Here is a 12,205-nt window from a genome sequence, read left to right on the forward strand (position 1 = left end):
CTTTTTACTAACTAACTAAATTAAACTTCGTGTCAAAAGTTTAAAGTTTTATATAATTTGAAAAGGTTCTATTTTCAGTTTTAAATAAGAAAATATATTTTCCTTTTTTAGTAGCGTCTAAAGCAAATGCTTTTTGAATATCCATTGTATCCTTTATTGTTTCATTGTAAATTGTTTCTTTAGAACCAACATTGTCATAAAAAATAGTAATGTTAACAGGAGAAGCATTTAAAGATAGTGCAGTAACGTAAACAGTATTGTTTCTTGTTTCTACATGAGGTTTAAAAATTCTTGTTTTTTTGGTCTTTTTAAAATCAACAATATTATTTATTACACTAAAAGGTATAACCTCAATAACTGTTTCTTTATTAAGTTCAAAAAAGTACTCACCGTCTGGTAAAGAGGTTAAATCAAATCCTTTTTTGTAATCTCCGGATTTAGATATGTTTTCTTTGTATAAAATAATTTGGTTATTATCTTTAATTAACAATTGTTGTCCTTCCTTAACGTTCTCTAAAGTTAAAACGGTTTTCTTGCTGTCATCATCGTTATTTAATGTAGTAATGTTGGCTGCGTAGTTTACCATTGTTACTAATAAAGCAACTAATACTAAATGATTTTTTACTGCTTTTTTCATAATCTTCTTTGTTTAAAATTAACACTACAAAGGTATGTGCAAACACGCATGTATAAAACGCCTATTTTAGCATATTTATATGCTATATTAACCTTTAAACATATTCAAGGCTCTTATAAAGTTAAAATAAGCAACAAAAGGGTTAATTTAGCATAGATTTATATTTTTATATTATTTTAATTTTACAAACAAATAAAAAGCTTTGAATAATAAACCAATATTAGAGAAAATTTCACCTGGTTTCGGGAATTCTATTCTTGCAGTAAATAAACTAAAGAAAAGAAGGAGAGATCAGGCATTTTGGCATTTTCATCCAGAAATAGAATTGGTTTATGTAAACAAGGGAAAAGGAAGAAGGCATATTGGTAATCACATGTCTTACTTTAATAATAGCCAGCTTATTCTTGTAGGTTCAAACTTACCGCATAACGGTTTTGAAAATAGACTAACTGCTAAAGGAAAAGAAACACTAATACAGTTTCATCCAGATTTTTTAGGAAAAGACTTTTTTAGTTTACCTCAAATGAAAAGTATTGCTGCTCTATTAGAAAGAGGAAAAAAAGGAGTTCTTTTTCATACAGATACAAAAAAAAGAGTAGGAGAAAAAATAACCAAATTAACAAAATACGAAGGATTTAAGCGTGTTATTAAGCTACTTGAAATACTGCATATCTTAGCAGAGGCTCAAGATTACGAGTTTTTAAATGCAGATGGCTATGCATTTGAGGCACAACCACAAGACAATGCAAAAATTGATATTATATATAAATATGTATATAGCAACTTTAAAAACCATATAAGTTTAGATACTATTGCAGAGCAGGTAAGTATGACGGTTCCAGCATTTTGTCGTTACTTTAAAAGAGCAACAGGCAAAACATTTACAAAACTAGTAAATGAATATAGAGTAGTGCACGCTACAAAACTACTTGTAGAGAGCCAGTTAAGTATAACAGATGTTTGTTTTGAGTGTGGTTTTAATAACTTCTCACACTTTAATAAGTTATTTAAAGAAATAACAGGTAAAAATGCCTCAAAATATAGAGGTGAGATGAAACAAATTATACAATAAGTTTACTTTTTGCCATTCCACTCAGCATAAAACTGACCAAGAAAACCAAGCATATAATTATGGCGTTCTGTAGCAATTTTCTTGCCGGTTTTAGTGTTCATCTTATCTTTTAGCAGTAAAAGCTTTTCATAAAAATGATTAATAGTTGGCGCATTAGAAGCTTTGTATTCAGCCTTACTTAAATTTAAGTTTGGTTTAATATCTGGATTATAAAGAGACCTGTTTTTAAAACCACCGTAATTAAATGTGCGGGCAATACCAATAGCGCCAATAGCATCTAAACGGTCTGCATCTTGTACAACCTGTAACTCTATAGAATTAAAAGTACTGGTTTTTTCAATGTTAGAGCTGTAAGATATATTTTCAATAATTTTTACAACATGCTCAATTACACTGGAGTCTACGTTGTTTTTAAACAAAAATGTTCGTGCCATTTTAGGTCCAATAGTATCATCTCCATTATGAAATTTGCTATCTGCAATATCATGTAACAAAGCACCAAGAGCAACAACTAAATCATCAACAGGTTCTTGTTTAGCAATAAGTAAACTATTGTTAAATACTCTTTCTATGTGAAACCAGTCGTGGCCGCCTTCAGCATTTTTTAAAGTGTCTTTTACAAATAACTCTGTAGCCTTTATAATTGTATTATAATCCATTAATTATAGTTTTGCAGGGTTTACCCATTTAAACTCAAAAGAATTATCAGGAATAGTCATTCTATCTGCCAAGCGTAGCATTCTCGAAGGTAGTTTCATTAAATAATCTCGAGCTTTTTCTGCGTCATCGGTAAGGTTTGTAATTTTATCAATTTCCCAACGTTTAATAAGTTTTTCAAGAATATCTATATAATCTAAAGAGGTGTAAACACCAATGCGTTGTGCAGTATTAGAGAATTCTTCAAAAGCAGTACTAATTTTATCTCCAGATTCTCTTAAAAAGTGAGCAGGCATTGTTATTTTTTGCTTCATCATATATTGAAAAGCTAACATCATTTGACTTGGGTCAACTTTAAAAATACGTTCTACAAATTCACAATATGCGTGGTGGTGGCGCATCTCATCTCCAGAAATAATTTTACACATTTTTGCTAACTGTTTATTGCCTTTTTGTTTAGCAATTTTTGCAACACGGTTATGAGAAATATAAGTTGCTAATTCTTGAAAGCTAGTATATAAAAAGTTTTTATAAGGATCTCTGTCTGTACCAATATCAAAACCATCTGCAATAAGATGTTGTGTCGTTTTTTCTATTTCTTTCATATTAACACGTCCAGAAAGGTATAGGTACTTATTAAGCACATCTCCATGGCGGTTTTCTTCGGCAGTCCAATGTTTAACCCATTTAGACCATCCGTTTTGTCCTACTTGGTCTACACCTTCAATATCCATTAACCAAGACTCGTATGTTGGTAGCGCTTCTTCGGTAATCATATCACCAACTAAAACTACCCAAAAATCGTAAGGTAATTCTTTAGAGAGTTCACGTATTTCTTTTACTTCCTCAAAAAAATTATTGCCTTCAGAATTTGGTAAAAAATCCGACGGTTGCCAAATTGTTTCTGCAGGAATTAAGTATTTTTTAATTAACGAATCTATGTCTTTTTCTAAAAACGACATCACTTCCAATCTTACATTTTTTAACGACATAGTATCAATTTTTTATATTTTTTTTAATAGTAGTTTCAATATGCTCTAATAACAATTCTTTAGTTTCAAAGTCCAAAGCTTTAACAGGTTTATGTGCCTCGAAGGTTAAGTGATTTCCAATTCCCATAGGAAATTTACCATAACGTAAGTTTTTCCACGAATTATTAATTGTAACAGGAATAATTACAGCATTAGGAATATATTTTATAAGGGTTTCTAGGCCTTGAGTCCTAAAAGGTTTTGGGTTTCCGTCTCTGCTTCTGGTACCTTCTGGAAAAATAACTGCAGCACGATTTGTATTTTTAATATAATTTGCAAAGTTTCGTATAGCAGTAATAGCCTGTCTAGGATTTTTTCTATCAATTAAAGTAGATCCGCCATGGCGTAAGTTATAAGAAACGCTAGGTATACCTTTGCCTAATTCTTTTTTACTTACAAATTTAACATGATGCTTTCTAAAATACCACATTAATGGTGGTATATCTGCCATGCTTTGGTGGTTAGATACAATAATAACTGGTTGCGATGTATCCAAGTCGTGGTCATTATAAAAAGAATGCCAAGAACCTAATAAGTTAATACAGCGCATTAAGCAAAACTGTAAAGCATCAACACTTTTTTTATGCGCTTTATAACCAAAAGTATTAAAACAAACCCACTGTATTGGATGAAAAATAAGTAAAGAAGCTCCAAAAAATAGGAAGTAAATACAAGTAAGTGGATAGGCAAAAATCTTTCTCATTATAAAAATCAGTCTTCAATACCTCAAAATTAAAAAAACCACGTCTATAAAGCGTGGTTTTTTTAATAATACTTAATATTTAAAATTAAACTTCAAACTATTAAGTTGTAATGTTTTCTAACAGTGCTCGTTATAAGCATCCATAAGGTTTTCTGCAATTAACTCTGCAGGACGACCTTCAATATGGTGACGCTCTAGCATGTGTACTAATTCTCCATCTTTAAACAAAGCCATACTTGGCGAGCTTGGAGGAAAAGGTACCATGTGAGCACGAGCTCTATCTGTAGCCTCTTTATCTACACCAGCAAAAACAGTAACGATGTTGCTAGGTTTTTTATCATTATTTAAACTCATTTTAGCACCTGGACGTGCATTTGCTGCCGCACAACCACAAACCGAATTTACAACCACTAAAGTAGTTCCTTCCTTTTTAACTGCTGCATCAACCGCTTCTGCCGTATGTAATGCTTCAAAACCTGCGTTCGTTAAATCTTCGCTCATAGGTTTTACTAATTCTGCTGGATACATATATTTTAAAATTTTATATTATTATTAAGCTCATGCAAAGTTAATCAAAAATAATGCTAAACTAGTTTTGGGCGTTACCTTATGTCACTTTGGTGCCATAAGGTCAGGCTGTTCGCTATATCTTTTTTGTGCATAAGCGCACACAAAAAAAGGATGCCGCTACCATCCTTAACGCACTTGCCTACTAAGAGTCGTAAAAAAACAGCGTTCTTGACAACTAACAAAGTATTATATTTACAGTTCTAAAAAACAAAACAATTACATGAGCGGATTAAAATGGATTGGTGCTACATTAGGTTGGTCTTTTGGCGGACCAATAGGAGCAATAATTGGTTTAGCAATAGGTAGTATTGGTGATGCTTTTGCAGGAAAAGGAGATTTTTTCTTAGGTCAAGGCAATCAAGACCAGTCACAAGGCAGACCACGCCAACCTAATTATAGAACCCAACAACAACGTCGTGCACAAACAACATCGGGAGATTTTGAAGTAAGTTTACTAATACTAGCAACTGTTGTAATCAAGGCAGATGGTAAACAAGACCAACGAGAATTAGACTATGTGCGTGAACAGTTTGTAGGCATGTATGGTAAAGATAGAGCCAACAAAGCATTTCAGTTATTTAAAAAAGTAAGTCAACAATCTGTGCCATTACGTCGTGTTTGTATGCAAATACAACAAATGATGGATCATCCTTCTCGTTTACAACTCATGCACTTTCTATTTGGAATAGCAAAAGCAGATGGAATGGTAACAGAAGACGAAGAAAGTCAGATTTTTACTATAGCAGGTTACTTAGGCATTAATTCGCGAGATTATAATAGTATTAAAGCAATGTTTTATAATAGCAGTGATAATGCCTATAAAATATTAGAAATAACAAAATCTGCAACCAACGACGAGATTAAAAAAGCCTACCGTAAAATGGCTAAAAAATACCATCCAGATAAAGTAGAACACTTAGGCGAAGAACATAAAAAAGGAGCCGAAGATAAATTTAAACAAGTACAAAAAGCTTACGAGCAATTGCAGAAGGAACGTGGGTTCTAGTATTTAGTAGGCAGTCGCAGTATTCAGATTTACTTAGGTTGTTCATTCGAGCGCGTCATTGCGAGTCACTTTTTGCGACGTGGCAATCTCATGAATTTGAACTATAAATAAACAGATTGCCACGCTCTTTATCTGCGCAATGACAAATAATTCTAATAAAACTAGGAGACCTTTTAATAAAATGACCATTAATAAGTAAAGTAGTTATTTATAAACGGAACAAACTAAAAAACATTATGAAAAATTTAAGCCTAGTTATAATTGCAATTATCCTTTTTGGATGCCAAGAACAAATAGAGTTACCCGAAAAATCTTCAGAGGAATTAAAAACCATGGCAATAGAAGGAATAAGTGTTGAATTTATTTTTAATTCAAATAAACCATCATTTGGAGATCTTTATTTAATTACGGGCTCTGAAGACAAAACATTTCCTGCTAAAAACCGTCAATTTGAAAAATTTAAATCATTAGGTGTTTCATTTATTGACCAAGCATACTATGGAATAAGAAACGAAAGTAAAATTGGAGATGGAGTAACAATATGGTTATTTCCATTAAAAAATGGTAAAACAGAATTTGCTGGAATTGATGCTCCATTTGATTCTATTCTTATGGAATATACAGTGTTAACTAATAAGGAAAACTCATCAGATTTAGTAAAAAAAGTATTTTATGCTTTTAAAGATAATTTAGATGTTCAAATAATATTTGAAGGAAAAGAAGTTAACGATTACAAAACAATTGAAAAAAGAATAAAGGAGATTACTGAGCTTTGCAAAAATGAATTAAAACTTGTGCCAGGAAGCGAAGAAGCGATAAAGCGAGTATGGGGAGATACACCAGAATACTATAATCTTAATAATTAATTTTTTAGCTAAACACGTTTTAGATTTTGTCTTTATCAGGGATAGTTAATAAATTTTTTTGAATTGAAAATTGAATAAGATTATGAATGATTATAAAATCTTAAAGTATTTTATAAATGGTGAACGCGAAAAAGCTTTTAAGCAACTCTATAAATTATACCCAAAAATTGAAAGCCTTATTCTTTCAAAAGGAGGTAATAAACATGATGCATCAGATGTATTTCAGGAAGCTTTAATTATTCTGTATCGTAATTTAGAGAAAAATAACTTCACGCTTACTTCATCTTTTTACACCTATTTATATTCTGTTTCACGATTTGTTTGGAGCGACATACAAAAAAAAGAAGCCAAAATAGTTTTTAATTCATTAAATGAAAATGAAGAATCTATTTTAGAAACTATTAAAGAGGAAAAGCGATTTAAATTAGCTGAACAAGCTTTTTCTGAGTTGGGAGAGCGCTGTAGACAACTCTTATTACTGTTTTATCACAAACGCTCGTCCTTTAAAGATATAGCCAAAATGATGCAGTTTTCGTCAGATAAAATTGCTAAAAATCAGAAATATAAATGCTTATCAAAAGCACGTGCCATTTATAAAAATCAAGTAAATAACTTATCCTAAATTTGTAAAAGCATGAACAACTATATAGAAAATATCGTTCTTATAAATCAATATTTAAACAAATCGATTTCAAAAAATGAAACAGAGTTTTTTTTAAAAAAACTAGATTCAGATGTTGCATTTAAAACGTTGTTTACTGAGCAATTAGAGTTGGTCAATGGAATAAAAAGAGAAGGATTAAAAAAAGAAATAATTGTAGCGAAACAATTGTTTATTCAAGCTAAATGGTTGAAAATATTAAGAATGTTAGGATTAGGTGCTACCGTTATAGGTTTTATTTACATGACATTTTTTAAAACAATCATATTTAATAATAAAACAGCTTTAGAAAATAATCAAGTAATATATTCTGATAGTATTAACAACATAGCAGACTTGAAAACTTTACAGACTATAGATGCCATTCAAGATGAAACCATACAAAACAAAAATACTAAAATTGAATACACTGTAACCGAACGGATAGAAAAGTCTATCGTTAAAGACTCTATAAAAGTAATTGTCTCAAAAAAAGAAAAACAACTTAGTAATAACAATTATGAGTCTTATTTAGAATTGCCAGTAAAGAGTTCTCAAAAAGTAAATATAGAAAAGACAAATATAAAATTCTTAGATGATAGAAAAGTCCAAAACATTTTGGGAGATTTTGTAGATGATAATAAAAGTGGAACTTATGTTTATGATTTTAAAGGGTCTAACGGAAATTCAAGGCGCACTTTAATTTTAAGTATTGATGGAACATTTATGTTTCATACTTATGAACCTCATGATGGTGGATTGCCTTCAGAAAGGAATTTTTATGGTAAAGGCACATGGACATCAAATAAAGATTTAGTTTATTTTAGTACTAATCCAAGTGATTTATTTGGTAAGCAATCTCTTGATTTTAATAATACAAAAGCTAGATATAATACAAAGTCACTTAGAGATAGGTCAGATCGTGATATTAAAACGTCCTTACGTTTTTATGAATCAAAAGTTTTTTGGCTTAAAGGCATGCTTCTTCTAAAGCAAGAGTAATTAACCTCTAAACAAAAAGAAATCATCTTTCATATCTTCAATTTGTGCGTCTTCGTTTGTTATAATATAATCGATAGCTTTAGAGGTAAATTTATCACCTTTTTCAGTTAGAGATACAATGTTATTTTCAACAATAATCATATTATTTTTTGTTGCTAATTCTAACACCGTTTTAGCTCTAACTTTTTGCCAATTTATATGTTCGCGTAAGTGGTTAACATGTCTTTCTTCAAATTCATTATGGTTTTTTAAATGCAATAAAAAAGTAAGTAAAGAAACCTCTGTACGTTGTTGTTTTTCACGGTACATTACAGCAATAATACCTTTGTTAGGAGCAAATAGATATACTAATAAAAATATTAGACCCAACATGGTTGTTATAGATCCAGCTATAGAAGCATCTAACCAATGCGCAAACCAATAACCAGAAATTGCACTTAAAACACCAAAACTAATAGCAAGTGCAAGCATTCTTTTTAAATCTGTGGTTAGTAAATAGGCAGTTGCAGCAGGCGCAATCATTAACGCAACAACTAAAATAGCTCCAACAGCATCAAAAGCACCAACAGTTGTAACAGATGCGACACTCATTAACCCATAATGAATAATTGCAGGAGAAAAACCAAGTGATGCGGCTAAACCAGCATCAAAAGTGCTTATTTTTAATTCTTTGAAAAAAGCGATTAATAATGTTACAGTAATTAATAAAATAATGCCAATAATCCATAATGCTTTTGGCCCAACATCAACTCCAGAAATTAATAACCTATCAAAAGGTGCGAAAGCTAATTCACCTAATAAAACCGCATCGACATCTAAATGTACATCGTTTGCATTTTTAGCAATTAAAATTACACCAATACTAAATAAAGCAGGAAACACTAAACCAATGGCAGTATCTTCTTTTACTAAGCCTGTTTTTTGAATATATTCTACCAAAACCACAGTAATTATACCTGTAAAAGCAGCAAATAAAATTAATAAAGGAGAGTTGAGGTTATGTGTTATAAAAAAGCCTATTACAATACCAGGTAAAATAGAGTGGCTAATAGCATCACTTATCATCGCCATTTTTCTAAGTACTAAAAATGTACCAGGTATAGCACAAGCAATTGCTACAAGACTTGCAATAAGTTGTATTTCAATTTGAGCACTATTCATCGTCTGTAGATTGTTTAGTATATAAATTTGCTGCGGTATTAAATCCTGTTTCTGTTAATCTCCACATTTTTCCTTCTAATTTCACATAATCTTTTTCTACCAATTTTTGCAACGTAGATTTTGTATAGCCTTGAAAATTATTTAAAAGTTTAATAGCATGTGGATGTGAGATATTATCGTGCGTTTCTGCAATATGATACATAAAAGACAATGTTTTATGAAGCTCTAAATCACGACGATTTTTTATAACTCTAATTTGTTTGAATAGTAAGCCACGACTTGGTGAAAATACAAACGAGAAAAACACAAAAACCGAAGCTACTAAAACAATTACTGGTCCAGTAGATAAATTCGTTTGGCTGGCACTTATTGCTGTACCAAAAACACCGGAAAAGGCACCAAAAACAGCAGCTAAAAGCACCATAGTAGACAAGCTGTTAGTCCATTGTCTTGCAGCTGCAGCAGGAGCCAAAAGCATAGCGCTCATTAACACAACACCAACGGTTTGTAATCCTAATACAATGGCTAAAACAATAAAACTAGTAATTAAAATATCTATAATTTTAGTATTAAAGCCAAGTGTTTTTGTGTAGTCTGCATCAAAAAGTAGAATTTTAAACTCTTTCCAAAACAATAGTAAAACGAACAAACATAAGCCAGTAACAATTGCCATTAACCAAACATCGCTTTCTACTAAAGTCGCTGCTTGACCAAATAAATATTTATCTAATCCTGCTTGGTTCGCATTGGGTTGCTTTTGTATAAAGGTTAATAATAACATACCAAAACCAAAAAATAACGACAATATTAACCCTAAAGCAGTATCACTTTTTAAATGTGTTTTCTTTACAATACCACGAATCCAAAATGTTCCAATTAACCCACTAACTAAAGCGCCCAAAAGCAAAGTGTTAGAATCTTTTGCACCGGTAATTAAAAAGGCAATTGCAATACCTGGTAAGGCAGCGTGCGAAATAGCATCACCAAGTAGGCTTTGCTTTCTAAGTACAGCAAAACTACCAAGCATGCCTGTTACAGCGCCTAAAATGGCTGTTCCAAGTGTTATTGTGCGTAGTGTATAATCACTAAATACTAATGAAAAATATTCTGTTATGTCCATAATTCCTGCGAAGGCAGAATTTCATCCTGTTTTCGCAATATTTGTTATTTATAATTTCATTTTATGAGATTCCTGTCTTCACAGGAATTGATTACTCTTGTATACTTACTTTATAGTTTATACCGTAAGTTTTGGTTAAATTATCATCATTAAATATATCTTTTACTGGACCTGTGGCAATTTTTTTCACATTTAAAAAAGTTACCCAATCAAAATATTCTGGTACAGTTTGTAAATCGTGATGTACAACAATAACAGTTTTTCCTGCTTTACGTAATTCTTTTAAAATATTAATAATTGCAATTTCGGTTGTTGCATCAACACCTTGAAACGGCTCATCCATAAAATAAATTGAAGCATTTTGCACTAAAGCGCGTGCTAAAAAAATACGCTGTTGTTGTCCTCCAGAAAGCTGGCTAATTTGTCTGCCTTTAAAGGCTAGCATTCCTACTTTTTCTAAAGCTTCCAGCGCGGCTTTTTTTTCTTTTTGTCTTGGCCTTTTTATCCAACCTAAACTGCCGTAAGTTCCCATCATTACAACATCTAGGGCAGTAGTTGGGAAGTCCCAATCTACACTTCCTTTTTGCGGTACATAAGCAACTAGTCTGCGTTGTTTTTCATAAGGTTTACCATAAATAGTAACGCTTCCTGCAATAGGTTTTAATATGCCTAAAATAGACTTTATAAGTGTTGATTTTCCTGCGCCATTTGGTCCAACAATAGCCATTAAAACACCTTCTGGAATTTCTAAATCGATATCCCAAAGTACAGGTTTGTAGTTGTAAGCTACTGTAAGGTCGTCTACTTTTACGGCTATTTTTTTACTCATTATTTTAAAGCGTTAACAATTGTATTTACATTATACTCAAACATACCAATGTACGTACCTTCAACAGTTCCTGCATTTCCAAGTGCATCAGAATATAAAGTGCCTCCAATTACTACATCGTGACCTTTAGATTTCACTGCAGCTTGTAATGCTTCAATGGTACGTTTTGGCACAGAACTTTCAACAAAAATGGCTTTTACTTTATTTTCTATTATAAAAGTAGCTAATTTTTGTACGTCTTGTACACCAGCTTCTGTCGCTGTACTTAAACCTTGTAAACCTACAACATTAAAACCGTAGTTTTTTCCGAAGTAATTAAAGGCATCGTGTGCAGTTACTAATATTCTTTTTTCTTTTGGAAGTGTTTCTATTGTTGAAGAAATCTTTGTTTGTAAATCTTCTAATTGCTGAAGGTATTTTTTTTCATTTTCAGAAAAACGCACAGCATTTTCAGGATCTTTTTCAATTAATACCTGAGTTACTTTTTTAGCAAATTGTTTAAAATAAGAAATATTAAACCATACATGTGGGTCGTAATTTGAAGCAAAATAATCTGAACCAATTAAGCCAGATTTATCTAAACCATCTGCCAAAGCAATTGGTGATTGTGTTTTCATTTTTTCGAAAACTTCTACTAGTTTTCCTTCTAAATGTAAACCGTTATAAAAAATAACATCTGCATTTACTAATTTGGTAACATCACCTTCGCTTGCTTTATATAAATGCGGATCGACTCCAGAACCCATTAAGCCATTTACATTAACTAAATCGCCACCTATATTTTTAACCAAATCTGTAATCATGGTTGTAGTGGTAACAATATTTAGTTTACCATCTTCTTTTTTTGAGTCGTTTTTACAATTAAAAAAAGAGAGTGTGATTGCTAAAAGTAGTATTGTTTTTTTCATTTT

14 protein-coding genes are annotated in these 12,205 nt (G+C 31.4%); 5 read left to right on the forward strand and 9 right to left on the reverse strand.

Annotated features, from left to right (window positions below; genetic code table 11):
* Positions 1–40: 40 nt before the first annotated feature.
* Positions 41–637, reverse strand: a complete 597-nt coding sequence (locus LACAL_RS14995; protein WP_013869758.1) for a hypothetical protein — start codon at positions 635–637, stop codon at positions 41–43.
* A 202-nt stretch (positions 638–839) separates the two neighbouring features.
* Here LACAL_RS14995 and LACAL_RS05700 point away from each other — a divergent pair, with 202 nt between their 5' ends.
* Positions 840–1,709: an AraC family transcriptional regulator gene (locus LACAL_RS05700; RefSeq protein WP_013869759.1), complete on the forward strand. Its 870-nt coding sequence runs from the start codon at positions 840–842 to the stop codon at positions 1,707–1,709.
* Between the two features lie 2 nt (positions 1,710–1,711).
* On the opposite strand, the gene LACAL_RS05705 is transcribed toward LACAL_RS05700, so the two are convergent.
* The 4 genes from LACAL_RS05705 to LACAL_RS05720 form a co-directional block, all read right to left on the reverse strand.
* On the reverse strand, positions 1,712–2,368 hold the full coding sequence (locus LACAL_RS05705) for an HD domain-containing protein (protein WP_013869760.1): 657 nt from the start codon (positions 2,366–2,368) through the stop codon (positions 1,712–1,714).
* Between the two features lie 3 nt (positions 2,369–2,371).
* The gene (locus LACAL_RS05710) at positions 2,372–3,358 is read right to left on the reverse strand and encodes an acyl-ACP desaturase (RefSeq protein WP_013869761.1); all 987 of its coding nucleotides are present in this window, start codon (positions 3,356–3,358) and stop codon (positions 2,372–2,374) included.
* A 4-nt stretch (positions 3,359–3,362) separates the two neighbouring features.
* Positions 3,363–4,100 carry a 1-acyl-sn-glycerol-3-phosphate acyltransferase gene (locus LACAL_RS05715; protein ID WP_013869762.1) on the reverse strand — a complete coding sequence of 246 codons (738 nt, stop codon included), beginning with the start codon at positions 4,098–4,100 and terminating at the stop codon, positions 3,363–3,365.
* Positions 4,101–4,217: 117 nt separating this feature from the next.
* Entirely contained in the window at positions 4,218–4,628 is a 411-nt protein-coding gene (locus LACAL_RS05720; protein ID WP_013869763.1) for a BrxA/BrxB family bacilliredoxin, read from the reverse strand.
* A 262-nt stretch (positions 4,629–4,890) separates the two neighbouring features.
* On the opposite strand from LACAL_RS05720, the gene LACAL_RS05725 reads away from it, so the two are divergent.
* The 4 genes from LACAL_RS05725 to LACAL_RS05740 all read left to right on the forward strand — a co-directional run bounded on the left by LACAL_RS05725 (position 4,891) and on the right by LACAL_RS05740 (position 8,184).
* Complete coding sequence (locus LACAL_RS05725) at positions 4,891–5,676, forward strand: TerB family tellurite resistance protein (RefSeq protein ID WP_013869764.1); 786 nt, start codon at positions 4,891–4,893, stop codon at positions 5,674–5,676.
* A gap of 236 nt (positions 5,677–5,912) precedes the next feature.
* Positions 5,913–6,542, forward strand: coding sequence for a hypothetical protein (locus LACAL_RS05730; RefSeq protein WP_013869765.1), 630 nt, complete (start codon positions 5,913–5,915; stop codon positions 6,540–6,542).
* A gap of 82 nt (positions 6,543–6,624) precedes the next feature.
* A complete protein-coding gene (locus tag LACAL_RS05735; RefSeq protein ID WP_013869766.1) occupies positions 6,625–7,164 on the forward strand; it encodes an RNA polymerase sigma factor in 540 nt (179 codons plus the stop codon).
* A 12-nt stretch (positions 7,165–7,176) separates the two neighbouring features.
* The gene (locus tag LACAL_RS05740) at positions 7,177–8,184 is read left to right on the forward strand and encodes a hypothetical protein (protein ID WP_013869767.1); all 1,008 of its coding nucleotides are present in this window, start codon (positions 7,177–7,179) and stop codon (positions 8,182–8,184) included.
* On the opposite strand, the gene LACAL_RS05745 is transcribed toward LACAL_RS05740, so the two are convergent.
* The 4 genes from LACAL_RS05745 to LACAL_RS05760 form a co-directional block, all read right to left on the reverse strand.
* Positions 8,185–9,345, reverse strand: coding sequence for a metal ABC transporter permease (locus LACAL_RS05745; protein ID WP_013869768.1), 1,161 nt, complete (start codon positions 9,343–9,345; stop codon positions 8,185–8,187).
* Positions 9,338–10,465 carry a metal ABC transporter permease gene (locus tag LACAL_RS05750; RefSeq protein WP_013869769.1) on the reverse strand — a complete coding sequence of 376 codons (1,128 nt, stop codon included), beginning with the start codon at positions 10,463–10,465 and terminating at the stop codon, positions 9,338–9,340. Before LACAL_RS05750 ends, LACAL_RS05745 begins: the two co-directional genes overlap by 8 nt.
* A gap of 91 nt (positions 10,466–10,556) precedes the next feature.
* Positions 10,557–11,294 carry a metal ABC transporter ATP-binding protein gene (locus LACAL_RS05755; RefSeq protein WP_013869770.1) on the reverse strand — a complete coding sequence of 246 codons (738 nt, stop codon included), beginning with the start codon at positions 11,292–11,294 and terminating at the stop codon, positions 10,557–10,559.
* On the reverse strand, positions 11,294–12,202 hold the full coding sequence (locus LACAL_RS05760; protein ID WP_013869771.1) for a metal ABC transporter solute-binding protein, Zn/Mn family: 909 nt from the start codon (positions 12,200–12,202) through the stop codon (positions 11,294–11,296). Before LACAL_RS05760 ends, LACAL_RS05755 begins: the two co-directional genes overlap by 1 nt.
* Between the last annotated feature and the right edge of the window lie 3 nt (positions 12,203–12,205).

This window comes from Lacinutrix sp. 5H-3-7-4, assembly GCF_000211855.2.
Lineage (GTDB): Bacteria > Bacteroidota > Bacteroidia > Flavobacteriales > Flavobacteriaceae > Lacinutrix.

What these genes read in the sequence shown, in the direction of transcription:
- LACAL_RS14995 (WP_013869758.1), bottom strand. Translation starts at nt 637, where the DNA reads ATGAAAAAAGCAGTAAAAAATCATTTAGTATTAGTTGCTTTATTAGTA.
- LACAL_RS05715 (WP_013869762.1), bottom strand. Translation starts at nt 4,100, where the DNA reads ATGAGAAAGATTTTTGCCTATCCACTTACTTGTATTTACTTCCTATTT.
- LACAL_RS05735 (WP_013869766.1), top strand. Translation starts at nt 6,625, where the DNA reads ATGAATGATTATAAAATCTTAAAGTATTTTATAAATGGTGAACGCGAA.
- LACAL_RS05710 (WP_013869761.1), bottom strand. Translation starts at nt 3,358, where the DNA reads ATGTCGTTAAAAAATGTAAGATTGGAAGTGATGTCGTTTTTAGAAAAA.
- LACAL_RS05750 (WP_013869769.1), bottom strand. Translation starts at nt 10,465, where the DNA reads ATGGACATAACAGAATATTTTTCATTAGTATTTAGTGATTATACACTA.
- LACAL_RS05745 (WP_013869768.1), bottom strand. Translation starts at nt 9,345, where the DNA reads ATGAATAGTGCTCAAATTGAAATACAACTTATTGCAAGTCTTGTAGCA.
- LACAL_RS05755 (WP_013869770.1), bottom strand. Translation starts at nt 11,294, where the DNA reads ATGAGTAAAAAAATAGCCGTAAAAGTAGACGACCTTACAGTAGCTTAC.
- LACAL_RS05760 (WP_013869771.1), bottom strand. Translation starts at nt 12,202, where the DNA reads ATGAAAAAAACAATACTACTTTTAGCAATCACACTCTCTTTTTTTAAT.
- LACAL_RS05725 (WP_013869764.1), top strand. Translation starts at nt 4,891, where the DNA reads ATGAGCGGATTAAAATGGATTGGTGCTACATTAGGTTGGTCTTTTGGC.
- LACAL_RS05705 (WP_013869760.1), bottom strand. Translation starts at nt 2,368, where the DNA reads ATGGATTATAATACAATTATAAAGGCTACAGAGTTATTTGTAAAAGAC.
- LACAL_RS05740 (WP_013869767.1), top strand. Translation starts at nt 7,177, where the DNA reads ATGAACAACTATATAGAAAATATCGTTCTTATAAATCAATATTTAAAC.
- LACAL_RS05720 (WP_013869763.1), bottom strand. Translation starts at nt 4,628, where the DNA reads ATGTATCCAGCAGAATTAGTAAAACCTATGAGCGAAGATTTAACGAAC.
- LACAL_RS05730 (WP_013869765.1), top strand. Translation starts at nt 5,913, where the DNA reads ATGAAAAATTTAAGCCTAGTTATAATTGCAATTATCCTTTTTGGATGC.